Below are 21,719 nucleotides of genomic sequence, written 5' to 3' on the forward strand. Positions count from 1 at the left end.
GATCAACATTTTTGATTAAAAAAACCGTATCCTTGCGCCGATTCAATAAAAACCACAATCCGGGGTGAGACACATGTCTAATACTGTCACCGGCGCACAGGACGTTGCGACCTCACAGGAGCAAGGAACCCGCTCCATCCAATCGCGTGGTTGGACCAAACAAGACACCAGCTGGGTGATCAGCCTGTTCGGCACCGCCGTCGGCGCAGGCATTCTGTTTTTGCCCATCAACGCCGGCATGGGTGGCTTCTGGCCACTGGTGGTGATGGCGCTGCTGGTTGGGCCCATGACCTACCTGGCCCACCGCGGCCTCGCCCGCTTCGTACTCTCCTCCAGCAGACCCGATGCCGACATCACGGAAGTGGTGGAAGAGCACTTCGGCGTGGGTGCCGGCAAGTTGATCACCCTGCTCTACTTCTTCGCCATCTACCCCATCGTGCTGATCTACGGGGTGGGCATCACCAACACGGTTGAGAGCTTCATGGTCAACCAGTTGCAAATGGCGGCCCCCCCGCGCTGGATCCTCTCCATCGTGCTGATCATGGGCATGATGTCGGTAATGCTGGCCGGTGAAAAACTGATGCTGAAGGTGACCGAGTTCCTGGTCTACCCACTCATCGCCATCCTGGTGGGGATCTCCTTCTACCTGATCCCGGACTGGACCGGCGCGGCCCTCTCCCAGATGCCGTCCGGCAAGGACTTTGCCATCACCCTGTGGCTGACCATTCCGGTGCTGGTGTTCTCCTTCAACCACAGCCCGGCCATCTCCAGCTTCTCGCTGGCCCAGCGCCGCGATCATGGCGAACATGCGGTCGAGAAGTCTGACGCCATCCTCAAGCGCACCGCCACCATCCTGCTCGGTTTCGTGATGTTCTTCGTCTTCTCCTGCGTCATGAGCCTGACCCCGGCGCAGCTGGCAGAAGCCAAGTCCCAGAACATCGCCGTGCTCTCCTACCTGGCCAACCAGCACGCCAGCCCCATCATCTCCTACTTCGGTCCGCTGGTGGCGTTCGTGGCCATCGTCTCTTCCTTCTTCGGTCACTACCTGGGTGCCCGCGAAGGCCTGAAGGGGATGATCGTCCAGAACCTGCGCAAGTCCGGCAAGGAGCCGAACCACAAGAAGGTCGAAATGTTCATCATCGCCTTCTTCATCCTGACCCTGTGGGGCACCGCGGTGATCAACCCCTCCATCCTCGGCATGATCGAGTCGATGGGCGGCCCCATCATCGCCGCCATCCTGTTCATCATGCCGATGTACGCCATCAAACGCGTACCGGCCATGGCGAAGTATCAGGGCCATATCAGCAACGTCTTCGTGGCTGTGATGGGGATGACGGCCATCTCCGCCATCCTCTACCAACTGCTCGGCTGACACTCGGCCATGCCAGCAAACATGCCAGCCGGGTAACCGGCTGGCATTTTTTATGGTGCCAACAGCAGCGGATGCTGGCTCTCCAGCAGGCGAGCATGCACAGGCATGTTGGCCGACGAACCACTCGCCAAACACCGGCCCTGCTCCCCATCCCGACGATTCCCCCCTTTCTCTCGTCATCCTCCCTCGAACGCAACCGATAATGGCTGGCCCGTAGCACGGGCAGCTTATACAAGCCGGTGCCACAACGCCTGCCTGGCAGGGCGTTCATCCGGGCTTTTGATACTCCCGCTGTATCCACTTCAGCCTGCTCTCCTCATCTCACGAAGATGCGGACCAGACCAGCCCCCAAACCACCAGACAATAAAAAACGCCCTCGAATGAGGGCGTTTTCAGTGCTGTGAAGGCTGTGCTATCAGGCTTCGCTGTTGGGCACCGGCGAGGCATCCAGCAGGGTTTCATCTTCGGCCATGCAGGCCGCAGCGGTGAACAGCACGTCGGTGGAGCTGTTGAGAGCCGTTTCTGCGGAGTCTTGCAGTACCCCGATGATGAAGCCCACGGCTACCACCTGCATGGCGATGTCGTTGCTGATACCAAACAGGCTGCACGCCAGCGGGATCAGCAGCAGGGAGCCGCCGGCCACGCCGGATGCGCCGCAGGCGCTGATGGTGGCGACCACGGAGAGCAGAATGGCGGTGGCCAGATCCACTTCCATCCCCAGGGTGTGTACCGCCGCCATGGAGAGCACTGTGATGGTGATGGCGGCACCGGCCATGTTGATGGTGGCACCCAACGGGATGGAGACCGCATAGGTGTCTTCCGGCAGACGCAGTTTTTCACACAGTGTCATGTTGACCGGGATGTTGGCGGCAGAGCTGCGGGTAAAGAAGGCGGTCACGCCGCTCTCTTTCAGGCAGGTCAGCACCAGCGGATAGGGGTTGCGCTTGATCTTCCAGAACACAATCAGCGGGTTGACCACGAAGGCGATGAACAGCATGCAGCCGATCAGTACCATCAGCAGGTGGGCATAGCCGAACAGGGCGTCAAAGCCTGTTTCCGCCAGGGTGGAGGCAACCAGACCCAGAATGCCGAGCGGCGCGCAGCGGATCACTGCTTTCACGATGGTGGAGACGCCATGGGACAGGTCGGTGATCACCGCCTTGGTCCCCTCACTGGCGTGGCGCATGGCGATGCCAAGGCCGATGGCCCAGGCCAGAATGCCGATGTAGTTGGCATCCAGCAGCGCCTTGACCGGGTTGGTCACCACGTTGAACAGCAGGGTCTGCAGTACCTCGGTGATGCCGCCCGGCGGGGTGATCTCGGCACTGTTGGCCACCAGATGCAGGTTGGAGGGGAACAGGAAGCTGGCCACGACGGCGACCGCAGCAGCCAGGAAGGTACCCAGCAGATAGAGCAGCAGGATCGGTTTCATGTTGGTCTTCTGGCCCTGCTTGTGGCCGATGATCGCTGCCATGACCAGTACAAAGACCAGCAGCGGAGCGACCGCCTTCAGAGCGCCGACGAACAGGCTGCCGAGCAGACCCGCTGTTTTGGCCCATTCCGGCATGAACATGGCAAGGAGGATACCGAAGACCAGACCGACCAGGATCTGGCTAACCAGGCTGGTACTGTTGACCAGTCTTACGAGGGGGTGTTGTTGTGTCATCAAATAGTCCCTGAGCACCGAAGTGCGTGAATCATTAGTCCTGTTGGCAACCGCTACGCCAGGCGACACCCATGTCACGGCTGGCGTCATCTGTCCCGGCAAGCTTTCTGTTGAGCCTGTCCGGTAACACACGGGGTTGCGGACAAGGAATATCCCATCTGCAACCGCTTTTTTCCATATAATCACTGAAAAATATCCGGTTTACCTCACAAAAAAACCACAACAATGCGATAACACAATATCAACAACATTCAAATGGATGCCGTTTTCCCTCTCTTGGCCATCCAGACACTCCCCGGCGGTGGTATCATGACGGTTTTTGCGCTGGAGCCCTGCCATGATCTCATCCCTGTTGACCCGTCACTTCGGCTTCGATCGGTTAAGACCGGGACAGGAGGCGGTGATCAGCCGATTACTGGCCGGCCAGAGTGCCGCCGCCATCTTCCCCACCGGCTCCGGCAAGTCCCTCTGTTATCAGTTGCCAGCGCTTGCCCTGCCCCATCTGACCCTGGTGATTTCGCCGCTGATCGCGCTGATGCACGATCAGCTCGCCTTCCTTCGCAGCAAGGGGATCGCCGCCGCCACCCTCGACTCGAGCCTGACGCCGGAGGAGAGCCGCCGGGTAATGCAGCAGGCCAGCGATGGCCAGCTCAAGATCCTGATGATTTCGGTAGAGCGGCTCAAGAACGAGCGCTTTCGCCGCTTCATCCAGCAGGTACCGCTGTCGATGCTGGTGGTGGACGAAGCCCATTGCATTTCGGAGTGGGGCCACAACTTTCGCCCCGACTATCTCAAGCTGCCGGATTACCGCCGTGAATTGCAGATCCCGCAGGTATTGCTGCTGACGGCCACCGCCACCCCGGCGGTCATGGCCGACATGCAGGCCAAATTCGAGCTCGAGGATGAAGGACTCATCGTCACCGGCTTTTATCGAGCCAACCTGGACTTGGCCGTGGTACCGCTGCCTGACGCGGCTCGCGATGGCTGGCTGCATGCCGAGCTGACTCGTGACCCCGCCGCACCGACCATCATCTATGTCACCCTGCAGCACACCGCAGAGCAGTGCGCCGCCCGCTTGCAGCAAGCCGGGATCAGGACACGCGCCTATCACGCCGGGCTCGATGCCACCCTGCGCAGCCAGATCCAGCACGACTTCATGGCCGGCAAACTGGACTGCATCGTGGCGACCATTGCCTTCGGCATGGGGATCGACAAGGCCGACATTCGCCGGGTGATCCATTACGATCTGCCCAAATCCATCGAAAACTACAGTCAGGAGATAGGCCGCGCCGGGCCGGGATGGTCTGCCTTCCCGCTGCATGGTACTGGCCAATCGCAGCCAGTTGCCGGTGCTGGAAAACTTCGTCTATGGCGACACCCCGGACAGAGCGGCCATTGTCACCTTGCTCGAGATCCTGCAGCAAACCGGCAGTGAGTGGGAATTTGGCTTGCTGCGCCTCTCCAACGAAACCAATATCCGCCAGCTGCCGCTCAAGACCCTGTTGGTCTACCTGGAAATGGCGGGCATCATTACACCGGCCTACAGCTATTTTGCCGAGTACCGCTTCAAGTTCGTGCTGGACAAGGCCGATATCCTGGCCCGTTTCAATCCGGCGCGACGCCAGTTTCTGGAGCAAGTGTTCGCCAGTGCCCCGCAGGCGCGCAGCTGGTGCACCATGGACTTCGAGGCGCTCTGGCAGGGCTATCAGGGAGAGCGGTCGCGAGCCGCTGCCGCGCTGGATTATTTGCAGCAGCAAGGCTGGATCGAGCTGGAAAGCAAGCAGATGACCGAGGTTTATCGGGTACTGCAACAAGATCTGGACATAGCACTGCTGGCCGATCAGCTGCACGGACTGTTTGAAAAGAAAGAGCAAAGCGAGCTGGCGCGTCTGCAGGCATTGCTGGGTTTCTTTACCTCCAGCAGTTGCCTGAGCCATGAGCTGGCCCGCTACTTTGCTGATCAGGCAGCGCCCACCCATTGCGGGCACTGCTCGGTCTGTCGGGGAGAGGTGGCACAGCTTCCCTCCTTACCCAGCCGGACACTTCCCAATGAACAGGGGCTCAGAGCCTGGTGCGATCCACTGGTAGCCCTGTGTCATAGCCGGGATCCCCGCATCCTGACGCGTTTCCTGTGCGGCATCACCACCCCGCTCACCACCCGGCTCAAGGCCAGAAGCCTGGCTGGATTCGGCCAGCTGGCATCCCACCCCTTTGCCGATGTGCTGGCAGCCGTATCCCACATTTATGCCGCTCGCCAAGAGGAATAAGCGGCCTAAACATCCGGTGGAGCCCAAAAAAATAAGACCCTCGCATCTGCGAGGGTCAAGCCAACGGAAACGTGCTTAAACAGAGCTTTGTATCAGCAACCAACCACTCTCTTGCTAAAGCGCTGACTGCCTGACACAGGGCCAATCTAGAGCAGTCACAATGTAGCGTCAATGTAAAAATTAGAGCTAAAACACCAAACAAAACACTTTCCGCGCACGTAAACGTAACGCCCATTCTTCCAGACTACGCCCTGCCCCTTGCCCCGTCTGTGCTGCAGCCAGTCACCCAGATAAACGCGATGCCATTTCCATTTTCTGGCAAACATTTATTTTTTATGTCTTTGACATTTACCTCACTATCGTGGCAAAAATAATTTAACAGTCAGTAACATAGGTGTGTCACTGATTGCGCCTTCCCGCATTGGGTCGGGAAGTACCCTTGCAAATTTAAACCAATAGTTGGTGATGGATTACTGGGGGCTGTTGACTAGGCTTAATGAGGTAAACAGAACAAAAGTAGTGATCCACTCTTTTCAGGGTAAGCGACTATAACGAGGGCAAAGTTATGGGCATCTTCGAGCATTATCAACAGCGATATGAGAAAGCCAGGGAAGAGGAATACACCATCCAGGAATTTCTGGATATGTGTAAGCAGGACAAATCCTGCTACGCCTCCGCCGCCGAGCGTTTGCTGGTCGCCATCGGCGAACCGGAAATGATCGACACCTCGGTCAATCCCAGACTCAGTCGCCTTTTCTCCAACCGCGTCGTGGCACGCTATCCCGCCTTCAAAGATTTCTACGGCATGGAAGAGGCCATCGAACAGATTGTCTCCTATCTCAAACACTCAGCTCAGGGCCTGGAAGAGAAGAAGCAGATCCTCTATCTGCTGGGGCCGGTTGGCGGTGGTAAATCCTCGCTGGCAGAGAAGCTCAAATCCCTGATGCAGAAGGTGCCTGTCTATCGCATCAAGGGGTCACCGGTCAACGACCACCCCTTCTGCCTGTTCGATATCGAAGAAGATGGCGAAATTCTGGAGAAGGAGTACGGCATTCCGCGCCGTTATCTGCGCCCCATCATGTCCCCTTGGGTCGCCAAACGACTGCACGAGTTTGGTGGCGACATCACCAAATTCAAGGTGGAGAAGGTCAATCCCTCCATCCTCGACCAGATCGCCATCGCCAAGACCGAACCGGGTGATGACAACAACCAGGACATCTCCTCGCTGGTCGGCAAGGTGGATATCCGCATGCTGGAGCACTTTGCCCAGGATGATGCCGACGCTTACTCCTACTCGGGCGCGCTGTGCAAGGCCAACCAGGGGATCATGGAGTTCGTCGAGATGTTCAAGGCGCCCATCAAGGTGCTGCACCCGCTGCTGACCGCCACCCAGGAGGGCAACTACAACGGTACGGAAGGGCTCTCCGCCCTGCCCTTCGATGGTATCCTGCTGGCCCACTCCAACGAATCCGAGTGGCAGCAGTTCCGCAACAACAAGAATAACGAAGCCTTCCTCGACCGGGTCTACATCGTCAAGGTGCCTTACTGCCTGCGCGTGTCGGAAGAGGTGAAGATCTACGAGAAGCTGCTGGTCAACAGCGAGCTGACCGATGCCAAGTGCGCCCCAGGCACCCTTGAACTGCTGGGCCAGTTCTCCGTGCTGTCGCGCCTCAAGGAGCCGGAAAACTCCAGCCTCTACTCCAAGATGAGGGTCTATGATGGCGAGAGCCTCAAAGACACAGATCCAAAAGCGAAGAGCTATCAGGAATATCGCGACTACGCCGGCGTGGATGAAGGGATGAATGGCCTGTCGACCCGCTTTGCGTTCAAGATCCTCTCCCGCGTCTTCAACTTCGACCACGCGGAAGTGGCAGCCAACCCGGTACACCTCTTCTATGTGCTGGAGCAACAGATCGAACGCGAGCAGTTCCCGCAAGAGCTGCATGATCGCTACCTCGAGTTCATCAAGGGCTATCTGACCCCGCGCTATGTAGAGTTCATCGGCAAGGAGATCCAAACCGCCTACCTCGAGTCCTACTCCGAGTACGGTCAGAACATCTTCGACCGCTACGTCACCTACGCCGACTTCTGGATCCAGGATCAGGAGTACCGTGACCCCGAGACCGGCCAGCTGTTTGACCGCGCGTCGCTCAACAGCGAGCTGGAGAAGATTGAGAAACCCGCCGGGATCAGCAACCCGAAAGATTTCCGCAACGAAATCGTCAACTTCGTGCTGCGTGCCCGGGCCAACAATGCAGGCCGTAACCCCAACTGGACCAGTTACGAGAAGCTGCGCACCGTGATCGAGAAGAAAATGTTCTCCAACACGGAAGAGCTGCTGCCGGTTATCTCCTTCAACAGCAAAACCTCGGCCGAGGAGCAGAAGAAGCACGATAACTTTGTCGAACGGATGATGGAGAAAGGCTACACCCGCAAACAGGTGCGACTGCTCTCCGAATGGTATCTCAGGGTACGCAAGTCATCCTGACCCTGACTGTTCAAGGGGGAGTTATGGCGCATTTTATCGACCGCAGGCTCAACGGCAAAAACAAAAGCGCTGTCAATCGGCAGCGCTTCATCCGCCGTTACAAGAAGCAGATAAAACAAGCGGTCTCTGATGCTGTCTCCAAGCGCAGCATTCAGGACGTAGACACAGGCGAGAGCATCAGCATTCCGACCAAGGATATCGGCGAGCCCCATTTTCATCAGGGGCAAGGCGGTAAACGGGAGATGGTGCATCCCGGTAACGATCAATTCGTCTCCGGCGACAAGATTGACCGCCCCAAAGGAGGGGGCGGTGGACAGGGTTCCGGCGAGGGGCAGGCATCCAATCAGGGGGAAGGAGCCGATGATTTCGTGTTCCAGATCTCCAAGGATGAGTATCTCGATCTGCTGTTTGAGGATCTGGAGCTGCCCAGGCTGCAGAAAACCCAGCTCAATCAGTTGATGGAAGTCAAAACTTACCGTGCGGGCTACACCTCAAACGGGGTGCCCGCCAACATCAACGTGGTGCGTTCACTGCAAAATTCGCTGGCCCGTCGGATGGCGCTGCAGGCCGGCAAGAAGCGCCAGCTACATGAGCTGGAAGATAGGCTAGCCCTGCTGGCGGCAGATCCCAACGAACATTTTGCCGAAATAGCCCAGCTCGAGAAGGAGATCAGGGAGTTGAAAAGACGGATCGACGCGGTCCCTTTCATCGACACCTTCGACCTCAAGTTCAACAACTTCGTCAAGCGCCCCGTCCCCTCCAGCCAGGCGGTGATGTTCTGCCTGATGGACGTGTCAGGCTCCATGGATCAGGCCACCAAGGAGATGGCCAAGCGCTTCTACATCCTGCTCTATCTGTTCTTGAGCCGGACCTACAAAAACGTCGAGGTGGTCTATATCCGCCACCATACCCAGGCCAAGGAGGTGGACGAGCATGAGTTCTTCTACTCCCAGGAAACCGGCGGCACCATCGTCTCCAGCGCCCTCAAGATGATGAACGACATCATCAACGAGCGCTACCCTGCCCATCAGTGGAACATCTATGCGGCGCAAGCCTCGGATGGTGACAACTGGGCCGACGACTCGCCTCAATGCCGGGAGATCCTAGCGCGGGACATCATGCCGCGAGTGCGGTACTACTCCTATATCGAGATCACCACCCGTGCCCACCAGACGTTGTGGCACGAATATGAATCGGTCGCCAGCGAGTTCCCCCACTTCGCGATGGAGCACATTCGCAAGGTAGAGGATATCTATCCGGTATTCCGGGAGCTGTTCAAGAAGCAAGCGGCGTGAGGGAGGTCATATGGTAGAAACCGCAAGAAAAGTCGCACCGCTGGACGATGGCCCGGACTGGAACTTCGACCTGCTGGACATTTACCATCAGGAGATAGCTCGGGTCGCCAAGTTCTATCGACTGGATACCTACCCCAACCAGATCGAGGTGATCACGGCAGAGCAGATGATGGATGCCTACTCCAGCGTCGGCATGCCCATCGGTTATCAGCACTGGTCATTCGGCAAGCGCTTTATTCACACCGAGCGCAACTACAAACGTGGCCAGATGGGGCTGGCCTACGAGATCGTCATCAATTCGGATCCCTGCATCGCCTATCTGATGGAGGAGAACACCATGCCGATGCAGGCACTGGTGATGGCCCACGCCTGTTACGGCCACAACTCCTTCTTCAAGAACAACTACCTGTTCAAGACCTGGACCGATGCCTCCTCCATCATCGACTATCTGCTGTTCGCCAAGAACTACATCACCGAGTGTGAAGAGAAACACGGCATCGATGCGGTGGAAAAGCTGCTCGATTCCTGCCATGCCTTGATGAACTTTGGGGTGGATCGCTACAAGCGGCCCCAGAAGATCTCGCTGGCCGAAGAGAAGCGGCGCCAGAAGGCGCGGGAAGACTATCTGCAGACCCAGGTCAACGAGCTGTGGCGAACCCTGCCCAAGCAGCACAAAGCCTCCGGGGTGGAAGACAGACGCTACCCGGCTGAACCACAGGAGAACATTCTTTACTTCATCGAAAAGAATGCCCCTCTGTTGGAACCCTGGCAGCGCGAGATAGTGCGCATCGTGCGCAAGATCAGCCAGTACTTCTATCCGCAAAAGCAGACCCAGGTGATGAACGAAGGGTGGGCCACATTCTGGCACTACACCATCCTCAATCACCTCTATGACGAGGGCAAGATCAGCGATCGCTTCATGATTGAGGTGCTGCACAGCCATACCAACGTGGTCTACCAGCCCCCCTACAACAGCCGCTACTACTCGGGGATCAACCCCTACGCCCTCGGCTTTGCCATGTTTACCGATCTGCGCCGCATCTGCGAGAACCCGACCGAGGAGGACAGATACTGGTTCCCCGATTACGCCGGCAGCAACTGGGTCGATACACTGCATTTCGCCATGCAGAACTTCAAGGATGAGAGCTTCATCAGCCAGTTCCTCAGCCCCAAGGTGATGCGCGACATGAAGCTGTTCGCCATTGATGACGACGATCTGAAGAACTACCTCAAGGTCTCGGCCATCCATAATGACGAGGGATACCGCCAGGTGCGCAATACCCTGTCGGCCCAATACAACCTGAGCAACCTGGAGCCCAACATTCAGGTATTCAACGTGGCGGTGAAGGGCGATCGCTCGCTGACGCTGCGCTATGTACCGCACAACCGGATCCCGCTGGGTGACTCTCGTCACGAGGTGCTCAAACATCTGCACCAGTTGTGGGGGTTCGATGTGGTGCTCGAACAGGATAATGGTGAACTGCCAGCCGATATCATCGGGCGTTGCCCGGAGAAAAAACCGGCTTGAGCAAGCAGCCATCCACCATAAAAAAACGCGCCATTTGGCGCGTTTTTCTTGCATCAGAATACCATCAGTTGTCGCACAGATTGCTCGGCATGTCCTGACGCAGACGGGTCCACAACTTGCCTGACTCGATGCCGTACTGGCGTACCGTCATGAACACGGCTTCGTGATTCTTGGTCTCGGCCAGGTTCAGCAAGGTCTTGTAGTAGGCATCGGCTGCTTCACGGGCCTGCTTGTCGGAGAAGTAGTAACGGCCAACCCGGCTATACAGCCCCTTGAAGCCGTTGAGGATCAGGGCATAAATCGGGTTGCCGGAGGCAAAGGAGAGCTGGTGGTGCAGGCGATAATCAAACTCGGCATAGGCCTCCGGGGAGTTCTCTACCGCGTCGGCACCGCGCAGGATCTCGGCGGCTTGCTCTGGATTGTTGCGGATCGCGCCACGAATGAAGATGGTGCAGATGTTGGTGCGCGCCGACAGCAGCTGGGCCACCAGATCCGGCACCTTGTCCTGATCCAGCCTGGCCAGGGTCTCCAGAATGTTGAGTCCAGAGGTCTCCCAGAAATTGTTCACCTTGGTCGGTTTGCCATGCTGAATGGTGAGCCAGCCATCACGGGCCAGACGCTGCAGCACTTCACGCAAGGTGGTTCGAGTCACGCCAATCAGCTCGGACAGCTCACGCTCGGCCGGCAAGATGGATCCTGGAGGAAAGCGATTGTTCCAGATGGACTCGATGATATATTCCTCGGCAAACCCTGCAGGGCTCTGCGCTTTTATGACCATGTAGTGACTCTGTTGTAGTACGTAAAAAGGCTCACGAATAATAGCAAAGCAGGGAGGGCTGGCAAGCAGAAGGTCGGTCCTCTGCTCACATAAGCAGGTCATTTTGTTAAAAATATGTATTGATTCCTGCAATGGGTGTCAGCCAACCCCATTGATTGACGATAAAACGGCCAATCTCGTGGGCAAGGCCGACTATGTTATTTATAGTTAATGCACTTTTTGATTAAAATCATGAGGAATCAATCTGATAAGGGACAACATCCGGATGTTCTGGTCGAGCCTGTCTTGACTGCATAGACGCAGATACCAACCACAACACAGAGACCCACTATTATGCCAATCAGCTTAGGGCAAGCTTTTGCCAGGAACTTTCTGGGCAATGCGCCCCTGTGGTACAAGGCCGCTATTCTTCTATTCCTGCTGATCAACCCGATCGCCTTTTACCTAGATCCCTTCATCGCCGGCTGGCTGCTGGTCGTCGAGTTCATCTTCACGCTGGCCATGGCGCTCAAGTGCTATCCGCTGCAACCCGGTGGCCTGCTGGCCATCGAAGCCGTGTTGATCGGCATGACCTCAGCCGAGCAGGTCAAGCATGAGCTGGTGGCCAATATCGAGGTACTGCTGCTGCTGGTCTTCATGGTGGCCGGCATCTATTTCATGAAGCAGCTGCTGCTCTATGTGTTTACCAAGCTGCTGATCCGGATCCACTCCAAGACCCTGCTTTCATTGGCATTTTGTCTGGTCTCCGCCTTCCTGTCAGCCTTCCTCGACGCCCTCACCGTGATCGCCGTGGTGATCAGCGTCGCCACCGGTTTCTACGCCATCTATCACAAGGTCTCCTCCGGCAAGGAGTTCGGCAACCCGCACGATCACACCGATGATGATGCCGTCAACGAACTCAATCGCCAACATCTGGATGACTTTCGCGCCTTCCTGCGCAGCCTGATGATGCATGCCGCCATCGGTACCGCCCTCGGCGGTGTCTGCACTCTGGTGGGAGAACCGCAAAACCTGATCATCGGTGAACAGGCGGGCTGGAACTTCGGCGAGTTTGCCATTCGCATGTCTCCGGTCACGGTGCCGGTATTTATCTGCGGCCTGCTCACCTGCATTTTGGTCGAGAAGTGCCGCTGGTTCGGCTACGGCGCCAAGCTGCCGGACGCAGTACGCCGCATCATGGAGGATTACAACCGCTATGAAGAGGCCGGACGTACCCCCCAGGACAAGGCCAAGCTCATCGTGCAAGCAGCGATCGCCCTCTGGCTGATCCTGGGGCTGGCCATGCACCTGGCCGCGGTGGGCCTCATCGGCCTGTCGGTCATCGTGCTGGCCACCTCGCTCACCGGCATCACCGAAGAGCACTCCCTCGGCAAGGCATTCCAGGAGGCGCTGCCCTTTACCGCCCTGCTGGCCGTCTTCTTCAGCGTGGTCGCCGTCATCATCGATCAGCAACTGTTCAAGCCGGTGATCCAGTGGGTGCTGGCCGCCGAGCCGGACGCCCAGCTTGCGCTCTTCTATCTGGCCAACGGCCTGCTCTCCATGGTCAGTGACAACGTCTTCGTCGGTACCGTCTACATCAACGAGGTGAAGACGGCACTGCTCAACAACGCCATCAGCCGCGAACAGTTTGAGCTGCTGGCCGTGGCCATCAACACCGGGACCAACCTGCCGTCGGTGGCCACTCCCAATGGCCAGGCCGCCTTCCTGTTCATGCTGACCTCGGCACTGGCCCCCCTGCTTCGCCTCTCCTACGGACGCATGGTGTGGATGGCACTGCCCTATACCCTGGTGCTGGGGCTGGTGGGTTTCTTCTCGGTAGAGATGCTGCTCGGGCCCCTCACCGACTGGTTCTATCAGGCTGGCTGGCTGGTGCTCGACAACGTCACGCCGGCGGTGCTGCCCGCCCTGCATTGATTCCATAAGGGCCCATGCGGGCCCTTTCTTTTTGGCCCCTGCTCTGCTCTAATTCAGCCACTGTTTTTTCTGTGAGATCAACCAGATGATCGAGTTTTTGCGCCGTATTGCCGCCCATCGCCTGGCCTGGAGTCTGCTTGTAGCTTCTGCCCTGTTCCTCGAGTTGAGCGCCCTCTTCTTCCAGCATGTGCTGGGCCTGCATCCCTGCGTCATGTGCGTCTATGAGCGGATCGCCACGCTGGGAGTCCTCACCGCAGGGCTGCTCGGCATGGTAGCACCGCAGAAATGGTACGTGCGTTGGAGCGCTCTGCTGCTGTGGGGCTCCAGTGCCTTCTGGGGCCTGAAACTGGCGCTCAAGCATGTGGATTATCAGGTCAATCCCTCCCCCTTCAACGTCTGCGAAGGCTTTGTCGACTTCCCGAGCTGGGCGCCGCTGGATCAGTGGATCCCCTGGATGTTCTATCCGGATGGCGATTGCAGCGAGGTCACCTGGCAGTTCCTGAGCTTCTCCATGCCTCAGTGGCTGGTGGCCATCTTTGCCGCCTACCTGCTGGTGTTCTTCGTGGTAGCCATCGGCAATCTGGTCAAGGGGCGCTGCTGCAGCTAAGCCCGATAGCAGTACAAAAAAAGAAGGGAGCCACTGGCTCCCTTCTTTTTTTATGTCATTCGGCTTCATCAGCCAGGCAGCAGGGTGCTCAGGAAGCCGCCTTGCTGGCATTCATTCTGGCCTTCACCATGCCGATCACCATGGGCAGCAGTGAAATGCCGATGATGCCGAAGATGAGCAGGGTAAAGTTCTGACGCACCACCGGCAGATTGCCGAAGAAGTGGCCCGCATAGACGAATGAAAGGACCCACAACAGACCGCCCACCAGATTGAACGCCAGGAAGCGCGGGTAAGTCATGGCACCCATGCCCGCAACGAAGGGTGCGAAGGTGCGCACGATGGGCAGGAAGCGGGTGATGATGATGGTTTTGCCGCCATGCTTGGCGTAGAAGGCATGGGTCTTGTCCAGGTAATCCCGCCGGAAGATTTTGGAGTCAGGATTGCGGAACAGCTGCTCGCCGAAGAAGTGACCTATGGTGTAGTTCACCACGTTGCCGAGCACCGCGGCGATGATCAGCACGGCGGCCAGGGTATGCACATCCAGCACGCTGCCCACGGTGAGCGCACCGGCGGCGAACAGCAGGGAGTCACCCGGCAGGAAGGGGGTCACCACCAGTCCGGTCTCGCAGAAGATTATGAGAAACAGGATGGCGTAAACCCAGATGCCGTAGTTTTCAAACAGCTCTTTCAAATGCACGTCAACGTGCAGAATAAAGTCGATTGCAAAGAGGATCAGATCCATTTTTCCATACTCGTAAAGTGAACGGCGTGGAGTCTACGCCAATGCCAGTCGGCCCACAATCGCTGGGCCGGCCTCTTTTTAAGCCCGCAACCCCCTCAGCCAAATGAAACCGTTTTTCCTGCTGCATCGCCCGCCCAGGCTTATTCATCAAGCGGGAAAATGGTGGCAGAGACAGTAACTTACAGCTTTACCTCCAGCTCGTGGCGCACCTGCGGCGGCAGGCAACGCTCCCAACCCCACAGCAGAATAAGCAGCAGGGTCGCATCGTCGAGCCAGCCAACGAATGGCACCACATCGGGGATGAGATCCAGCGGGCTGATGCCGTAGAGCAGGACCAGGATCACCAGCCCCCTGGCCCACCAGGGGGTATCGGGGTGACGAAAACCCCGATAGAGGCGGCGCAGACGCCGCCAGATCAGCCAGCGTCGGGCACCCGGCAAGGCACTCAACTCTCGATCAACTCGTTGCGCAGCCGCTGGATCTGGTCTCGCAGCGCAGCCGCCTGCTCGAACTCCAGATCCCGTGCATGCTGGAACATCTGCTCTTCCATCCGCTTGATCTCCTTGCTGATCTCGCTGGCGGAACGAGCATGGTACTCCCCTTGTGGCTCGGCGGCCTTGCGGCTGCCCCGCCCGCTCTTGCCTGCACTGCGACTGCCTCCCATGTCCATCACATCTCCCACCGACTTGTTGAGCCCCGTCGGGGTGATGCCATGTCCGAGGTTGTGAGCATGCTGCAGGGCGCGGCGCCGCTCGGTCTCTTCGATCGCCACCTGCATGGAATTAGTGATGGTATCCCCGTAGAGAATGACCTTGCCGTTGAGGTTGCGCGCCGCCCGGCCAATGGTCTGGATAAGGGAGCGGGTGGAACGCAGGAAACCCTCTTTATCCGCATCCAGGATCGCCACCAACGAGACCTCCGGCATATCGAGCCCCTCCCGCAACAGGTTGATCCCCACCAGCACGTCGAACTTGCCGAGGCGCAGATCGCGAATGATCTCCACCCGCTCGACGGTGTCGATGTCCGAGTGCAGATAACGCACCCGCACCTCGTGATCCGCCAGGTATTCGGTCAGATCTTCCGCCATCCGCTTGGTGAGGGTGGTGACCAGCACCCGCTCCTCCACCGCCACCCGCTTGCGGATCTCGGAGAGCAGGTCGTCCACCTGGGTGGTGACCGGCCGTACCTCGATCTCGGGGTCGAGCAGGCCGGTGGGGCGCACCACCTGCTGCACCACATCGCCGCCGGACTTCTCCAGCTCGTAGGGGCCGGGGGTGGCCGAGACAAACACCGTCTGCGGCATCAGCGCCTCGAACTCGTCGAACTTGAGCGGCCGGTTGTCGAGCGCCGAGGGGAGCCGGAAGCCGTACTCCACCAGGGTCTCCTTGCGGGATCTGTCCCCTTTGAACATGGCGCCGATCTGCGGCACCGTGACGTGGGATTCGTCGATGATGAGCAGGCCATCCCCCGGCAGATAGTCAAACAGGGTGGGCGGCGGCTCGCCGGGCGCACGGCCGGAGAGGTAGCGGCTGTAGTTTTCGATGCCGGAGCAGTAGCCCAGCTCCTGCATCATCTCGATGTCGAACTGGGTACGCTGGCTGATGCGCTGCTCCTCCACCAGCTTGCCCAGCGACAACAGCTGCTCACGGCGGCTCTTGAGCTCCTCCTTGATGTGCTCGATGGCCCCCAAAATGGTCTCGCGCGGGGTGGCATAGTGGGTCTTGGGATAGATGGTGTAGCGCACCACCGTCTGCTCGATGGCGCCGGTCAGCGGATCGAACAGAGAGAGGCGCTCCACTTCCTCGTCAAACAGCTCCACCCGCAGGGCCAGCTTGTCCGATTCGGCGGGGTAGATGTCGATCACCTCCCCCCGCACCCGGAAGGTGCCGCGCTGGAAGGCCATGTCGTTGCGGGTGTACTGCAGCTCCGCGAGGCGGCGCAGGATATCCCGCTGATTGATCAGGTCCCCCACTTTCAGGTGCAGCATCATGCTGAGGTAGGCTTGCGGGTCTCCCAGACCATAGATGGCCGACACCGAGGCGACGATCACCACGTCACGGCGCTCCAGCAGTGCCTTGGTGGCCGACAGCCGCATCTGCTCGATGTGATCGTTGATTGAGGCATCCTTCTCGATGAAGGTGTCAGTGGTCGGCACATAGGCTTCGGGCTGGTAGTAGTCGTAGTAGGAGACGAAATACTCCACCGAGTTGTCGGGGAAGAACTCCTTCATCTCGCCATAGAGCTGGGCCGCCAGGGTCTTGTTGGGAGCCAGGATCATGGTGGGGCGATTGAGGGTGGCGATGACGTTGGCCATGGTGAAGGTCTTGCCCGAGCCGGTCACCCCGAGCAGGGTCTGATGGGCAAGGCCGGATTCGATGCCATCGAGCAGCTGGGCGATGGCCCTTGGCTGATCCCCGGCGGGTTGAAACTGGCTGGCCAGCTGGAATAACTTGCTCATGACGACTCCCGGCAAAAAAACGCAAGAGCAGAAGTGTACTCCGAGATGGGGTAGGCTGGGTATCCACTCTGCCGGAAGAAGCGGCTATTGACCTCGAAATACGACCTCTGTATGATGCTCCTCCTTGCCTGATGTTCCCCCGTAGTTCAGTCGGTAGAACGGCGGACTGTTAATCCGTATGTCACTGGTTCAAGTCCAGTCGGGGGAGCCAATCTCCTCACCATCTCGGTGCAAGTTATCCACTTTAGTGCTTTCCTCTGCCAATTTTAATGCACAAGCCGCATCCCGCGGTGACACCTCCCTTTTGATTCCACATCCGCCACGGCAGCGTTTTGTTCTGCCGCGCCTAACTATTTGATTTTTATAGAAACAATTTATCTCAGGTATTTTTTGAACAGTCCTTGCAGCCCAGTATTGGCGCGGGATACAGCCTGATCACCAAGTTTCATAAACAGGGTTATCCACAGATTCTGTGGGTAAGTAGAGCAAAGCCAATGACGGCCTAGGCTGGCAGGCTATTGCCAGCGACGGGCGATGTTTTTCCCTGCCGACCTGATTTTCTGCTGTTTTTGAGCGCCCACCTGAATGGGTTGCCATCGCCGCCGACAGATGCCTTTTGCAGATATCTTTTCGCCATCCCGCACAACATGGGTCACTCCCTCTCGACATCCACCGATCGGCTCACGGACTCATGCCCCCCCTTCAGTCAGATGTGCTGAAAAACCAGGAAACCGCCCAGCCAAACAGCAGAGAATAAATTTTCAAGCAGAGCGGAAAGACGAGGATCACAGATAGCAGGAATCACTAATTGACAGCGGTGCTGACAGAGGGAAATAGAGGTCATCACCAGACCCGCCCCGCAGTTTCCCTCACACAGGCGGGTCGCATGGCGGGTTAGTGCCGATTAATCCTCCTTTGACGCTTCTTTATTGGTGAGGGATCCGGCACAATATCGGCCCCACTTTTTTCCTCGGTTTTTCCGGGCATGACCATAGATTTTGTGACACTGCTACATCAAAGCGACTCCCTGCTGCTGTTCGTGGTACTGGCCTTCGGCCTGCTGCTCGGTAAAGTCAGGTTCGGCAACTTCCAGATCGGCAACACCATCGGCGTGCTGTTTACCGCCCTGCTGTTCGGCCAGATGGGTTTTGAATTCACCGCCACCACGGAGAACGTCGGCTTCATGCTGTTCATCTTCTGCGTGGGGATAGAAGCGGGGCCGCACTTCTTCAGCGTCTTCCTGCGTGACGGCATCCACTACATCACCCTCACCCTGGTGATCCTGCTGACCGCCCTCTTCCTCACCGTGGGGCTGGCCAAGTTCTTCAACCTGGGGCCGGGCATGGCGGCCGGCATATTGGCCGGCTCGCTCACCTCGACCCCGGCGCTGGTGGGCGCACAGGATGCCCTGCGCAGCGGCCTGCTCAACCTGCCCCATCAGACCGACATGCAGTCGGTGCTCGACAACATGGGCATCGGCTATGCACTCACCTATCTGGTGGGCCTGGTCGGCCTGATGCTGGTGGTGCGCTACCTGCCTTCGCTGGCACGGCTCGACCTCAACACCGAGGCGCAGAAGATCGCCCGAGAGCGCGGCCTCTCCGACAACGAGAGCCGCAAGACCTACCTGCCCATCATCCGTGCCTACCGGGTCGGCCCAGAGCTGGCGGCCTGGATTGGCGGCCGCACCCTGCGCGAGACCGGCATCTACCCTCATACCGGCTGCTACGTGGAGCGGATCCGCCGCAACGGTATCCTGGCGAGCCCGGATGGCGACGCCGTCATCCAGGAAGGAGACGAGATCGCCCTGGTGGGTTACCCCGAGAGTCACGAGAAGCTCGACGTCAACTACCGCAACGGCAAGGAGGTGTTCGACCGCAACCTGCTTGACCTGCAGATCGTCACCGAAGAGATAGTGGTGAAAAACGATGCGGTGGTGGGTCGCCATCTGGTGGAGCTCAACCTCACCGAGAAGGGCTGCTTCCTCAACCGGGTGGTGCGCTCCCAGATCGAGATGCCGTTCGATCGCAACATCATGCTGCAAAAGGGCGACGTACTACAGATCAGCGGCGAGAAGCAGCGAGTCAAGCTGCTGGCCAACAAAATTGGCTTCATAAGCATCCACAGCCAGACCACGGATCTGGTGGCCTTCACCACCTTCTTCGTGCTGGGGCTGCTGATAGGCTCCGTCTCCCTGGTATTTGGCCAGCTCGAATTTGGGCTGGGCAACGCCGTCGGCCTGCTGCTGGCGGGGATCCTGATGGGCTACCTGCGCGCCAACCACCCCACGGTCGGTTACGTGCCGCCGGGCGCCCTGCGTCTGGCCAAGGATCTCGGTCTGGCGGTATTCATGGTGAGCACCGGCCTCAAAGCCGGCGGCGGCATTCTGGATCACCTGAGCCAGGTCGGTGCCGTGGTGCTCTTCTCCGGCATGCTGGTGACCACCCTGCCGGTGCTGGTGGGTTACCTGTTCGGGGTCTGGGTGCTGAAGATGAACCCGGCCCTGCTGCTCGGCGCCATCACGGGGGCCCGCACCTGCGCCCCGGCCATGGACGTGGTGAACGAGGCGGCCAATAGCTCCATCCCGGCGCTCGGCTATGCCGGCACCTATGCGGTGGCCAACGTCATGCTGACCCTGGCGGGCTCCTTCATCATCGGCTTCTGGTTCTAGCACCGACGATCTCGCACCAAGTACACCAACTCAAGGGGGCCGTTATGGATCCCCTTTTCGTTCATGCCTCTCTCCTTTTCGCCTAAGCCCCATCGCCTCGCCCCCGCCGGATAGGGCCTTTCGTGCTATGTGCCCCTCACCGACCAAACCCAATGAGCTAAAGCGCCCGCCCCATGCCGCTTACACTCAATGAAACGCACGAGGGCATCGTCATGATACGGTTATGGATCCTTCTTGGCTGGCTGCTGTGCGGCCCACTGCAGGCCGCCACCGCAGCGCAAACCTCCCCCGCAGAGGCGGCCGACTCCGAGCCGGCCGCCCTGGCCTTCAGCAGCGACCAGCTGGCCCAGCCCCTGCTTGGCGATCTCGATGCCATGCTGGCACGGCGCACCATCCGGGTGCTCACCACCTACAACAAGACCGGCTATTTCATCTACAAGGGGGTGCAGCGGGGCGTCACCTACGACGCCTTCATCGAGGTGGAGAAGCGGCTCAACGAGCAGTTGCGCAAGCAAAAGAGCCTCAAGCGCCATCTCAAGCTGCACCTGGTCTTCATCCCGGTAGCGCGCGAGGCCCTGCTGGAAGCCCTCATCGCGGGCAAGGGCGACATCGCCGCCGCCAACCTCACCATCACCGAGCGGCGCAAACTGCAGGGGGTGCTCTTTACCGACCCTCTGCTGCAGAACGTGCGGGAGTTGCTCATCTCGGGGCCGGCCTCCCCCAAGGTGGAGAGCGCCACCGATCTGGCCGGCCAACGGGTCTATGTGCGCCCCTCCTCCAGCTACTTCGAGAGCCTCACGGCCTACAACCAGGCGCGCAAGGCGGCGGGAGAGCCGCTTGTCGACATCCAGCCGGCCCCGGAGGCGCTGGAGGATGAAGATCTGGTGGAGATGGTCAATGCCGGCCTGCTGCCCTTCATCGTCATGGACGAACACAAGGCCCGGTTCTGGCAGAAGATCTTCCCCGCCATCCGCATCCATGAGCAGCCAGTGTTCCGGCAAGGGGGGGTCATCGCCTGGGCGGTGCGCAAGGAGAGCCCGCAACTGCTGGCCATGCTCAATGAACAGATAGCCGCCCTGCGCGGCAAACACAGCAGCGACGCCATCCTGGCCCGCTATCTCAAGCAGAACAAGTTCGTCAAGAGCGCCGCCGCCGATGCCGAGCGCCAGAAGTTTCTGCAGGTGGTGGATCTGTTTCGCGAATATGGCGAGAAATACGAGGTGGACTGGCTGCTGATGGCGGCCCAGGGCTATCAGGAGTCGGCCCTCAATCACAAGGCGCGCAGCCACGTCGGCGCCATCGGCATCATGCAGATCATGCCCGCCACCGGCAAGGGGCTCAAAGTGGGCGACATCCGCCAGCTCGAGCCCAACATCCACGGCGGCGTCAAATACATGCGCTGGATGATCGACCACTACTATGCAGACGAGCCCATGACACCCCTCGACAAGGCACTCTTCTCGTTCGCCTCCTACAACGCCGGCCCCGCCCGGGCGGCACGGCTGCGCACCGAGGCCAAGAAGCGGGGGCTGGATCCCAACGTCTGGTTTCACAACGTCGAGTACGTGGCGGCGGAGAAGATTGGGCCCGAAACCGTCACCTACGTCGGCAACATCTACAAGTACTACATCGCCTACAAGCTGGTGATGGAGCAGTTGCAGCGCAGGCAACAGGCGGCCGAGGCCATCAAGCAGCAGGGCCCCGGTAGCGACCAGGTCTCCGCCGCGTCCGCATCACAGGGATAAGCCAACCCGTCATCCGCGAGGCACCCCCGTCTGACGGGGAGCCTCGCGCCTTTTCAGCCGTCACCGCAGTATTCCGGCCCCCTTCAGCCCCGCCATAGCCCAGCCTCGCCCCATCGTGACCAGAATGAACACAATGACCACAACAGCCTTAATAGCCATTACGGTCAGATTGTTTGCCGACCAATCAC

General features: G+C 58.9%; 13 protein-coding genes, 1 tRNA gene and 1 pseudogene. 10 read left to right on the plus strand and 5 right to left on the minus strand.

Going from position 1 to position 21,719, the window contains the following annotated elements; all coding sequences use genetic code 11:
- Positions 1-73: 73 nt before the first annotated feature.
- Entirely contained in the window at positions 74-1,372 is a 1,299-nt protein-coding gene (locus ACPDZI_RS11615; RefSeq protein WP_438833151.1) for a serine/threonine transporter, read from the plus strand.
- A gap of 415 nt (positions 1,373-1,787) precedes the next feature.
- Here ACPDZI_RS11615 and sstT read toward each other — a convergent pair whose 3' ends face one another.
- Complete coding sequence (sstT, locus tag ACPDZI_RS11620; RefSeq protein WP_106552688.1) at positions 1,788-3,038, minus strand: serine/threonine transporter SstT; 1,251 nt, start codon at positions 3,036-3,038, stop codon at positions 1,788-1,790.
- A gap of 337 nt (positions 3,039-3,375) precedes the next feature.
- Here sstT and ACPDZI_RS11625 point away from each other — a divergent pair.
- The 4 genes and pseudogenes from ACPDZI_RS11625 (at position 3,376) to ACPDZI_RS11640 (ending at position 10,616) form a co-directional block, all read left to right on the plus strand.
- Positions 3,376-5,305 (plus strand): annotated as a pseudogene (locus tag ACPDZI_RS11625) (RecQ family ATP-dependent DNA helicase).
- A 565-nt stretch (positions 5,306-5,870) separates the two neighbouring features.
- Complete coding sequence (locus ACPDZI_RS11630; RefSeq protein WP_011706273.1) at positions 5,871-7,793, plus strand: PrkA family serine protein kinase; 1,923 nt, start codon at positions 5,871-5,873, stop codon at positions 7,791-7,793.
- 23 nt (positions 7,794-7,816) lie between these two features.
- The gene (locus ACPDZI_RS11635; RefSeq protein ID WP_016350566.1) at positions 7,817-9,088 is read left to right on the plus strand and encodes a YeaH/YhbH family protein; all 1,272 of its coding nucleotides are present in this window, start codon (positions 7,817-7,819) and stop codon (positions 9,086-9,088) included.
- Positions 9,089-9,098: 10 nt separating this feature from the next.
- Positions 9,099-10,616, plus strand: a complete 1,518-nt coding sequence (locus tag ACPDZI_RS11640; RefSeq protein WP_011706275.1) for a SpoVR family protein — start codon at positions 9,099-9,101, stop codon at positions 10,614-10,616.
- 64 nt (positions 10,617-10,680) lie between these two features.
- On the opposite strand, the gene fadR is transcribed toward ACPDZI_RS11640, so the two are convergent.
- Positions 10,681-11,394 carry a fatty acid metabolism transcriptional regulator FadR gene (gene fadR / locus ACPDZI_RS11645; RefSeq protein ID WP_016350565.1) on the minus strand — a complete coding sequence of 238 codons (714 nt, stop codon included), beginning with the start codon at positions 11,392-11,394 and terminating at the stop codon, positions 10,681-10,683.
- A 333-nt stretch (positions 11,395-11,727) separates the two neighbouring features.
- On the opposite strand from fadR, the gene nhaB reads away from it, so the two are divergent.
- Both nhaB and dsbB read left to right on the plus strand, forming a co-directional pair.
- A complete protein-coding gene (gene nhaB / locus ACPDZI_RS11650; RefSeq protein WP_029301037.1) occupies positions 11,728-13,308 on the plus strand; it encodes a sodium/proton antiporter NhaB in 1,581 nt (526 codons plus the stop codon).
- A gap of 85 nt (positions 13,309-13,393) precedes the next feature.
- Positions 13,394-13,915, plus strand: coding sequence for a disulfide bond formation protein DsbB (gene dsbB / locus ACPDZI_RS11655; protein WP_438833152.1), 522 nt, complete (start codon positions 13,394-13,396; stop codon positions 13,913-13,915).
- An 88-nt stretch (positions 13,916-14,003) separates the two neighbouring features.
- On the opposite strand, the gene ACPDZI_RS11660 is transcribed toward dsbB, so the two are convergent.
- The 3 genes from ACPDZI_RS11660 to uvrB all read right to left on the minus strand — a co-directional run bounded on the left by ACPDZI_RS11660 (position 14,004) and on the right by uvrB (position 17,115).
- Positions 14,004-14,657, minus strand: a complete 654-nt coding sequence (locus ACPDZI_RS11660; RefSeq protein ID WP_011706279.1) for a DedA family protein — start codon at positions 14,655-14,657, stop codon at positions 14,004-14,006.
- 179 nt (positions 14,658-14,836) lie between these two features.
- The gene (locus tag ACPDZI_RS11665) at positions 14,837-15,106 is read right to left on the minus strand and encodes a YkvA family protein (protein WP_076360870.1); all 270 of its coding nucleotides are present in this window, start codon (positions 15,104-15,106) and stop codon (positions 14,837-14,839) included.
- Positions 15,103-17,115 carry an excinuclease ABC subunit UvrB gene (uvrB, locus tag ACPDZI_RS11670; protein WP_438833153.1) on the minus strand — a complete coding sequence of 671 codons (2,013 nt, stop codon included), beginning with the start codon at positions 17,113-17,115 and terminating at the stop codon, positions 15,103-15,105. The genes ACPDZI_RS11665 and uvrB overlap by 4 nt, the downstream gene beginning before the upstream one ends.
- A gap of 135 nt (positions 17,116-17,250) precedes the next feature.
- Between uvrB and ACPDZI_RS11675 the strand changes: the two genes are divergently transcribed.
- From ACPDZI_RS11675 to ACPDZI_RS11685, 3 genes are all read left to right on the plus strand, one after another.
- A tRNA-Asn gene (locus tag ACPDZI_RS11675) sits at positions 17,251-17,326 on the plus strand.
- Between the two features lie 774 nt (positions 17,327-18,100).
- Positions 18,101-19,786: an aspartate:alanine antiporter gene (locus tag ACPDZI_RS11680; protein ID WP_011706282.1), complete on the plus strand. Its 1,686-nt coding sequence runs from the start codon at positions 18,101-18,103 to the stop codon at positions 19,784-19,786.
- 212 nt (positions 19,787-19,998) lie between these two features.
- Positions 19,999-21,531, plus strand: a complete 1,533-nt coding sequence (locus ACPDZI_RS11685) for a transglycosylase SLT domain-containing protein (protein ID WP_438833154.1) — start codon at positions 19,999-20,001, stop codon at positions 21,529-21,531.
- The last annotated feature ends 188 nt before the right edge of the window (positions 21,532-21,719 follow it).

Source organism: Aeromonas oralensis, from assembly GCF_049665575.1.
In the GTDB taxonomy this organism is placed as follows: Bacteria; Pseudomonadota; Gammaproteobacteria; order Enterobacterales; family Aeromonadaceae; genus Aeromonas; species Aeromonas hydrophila.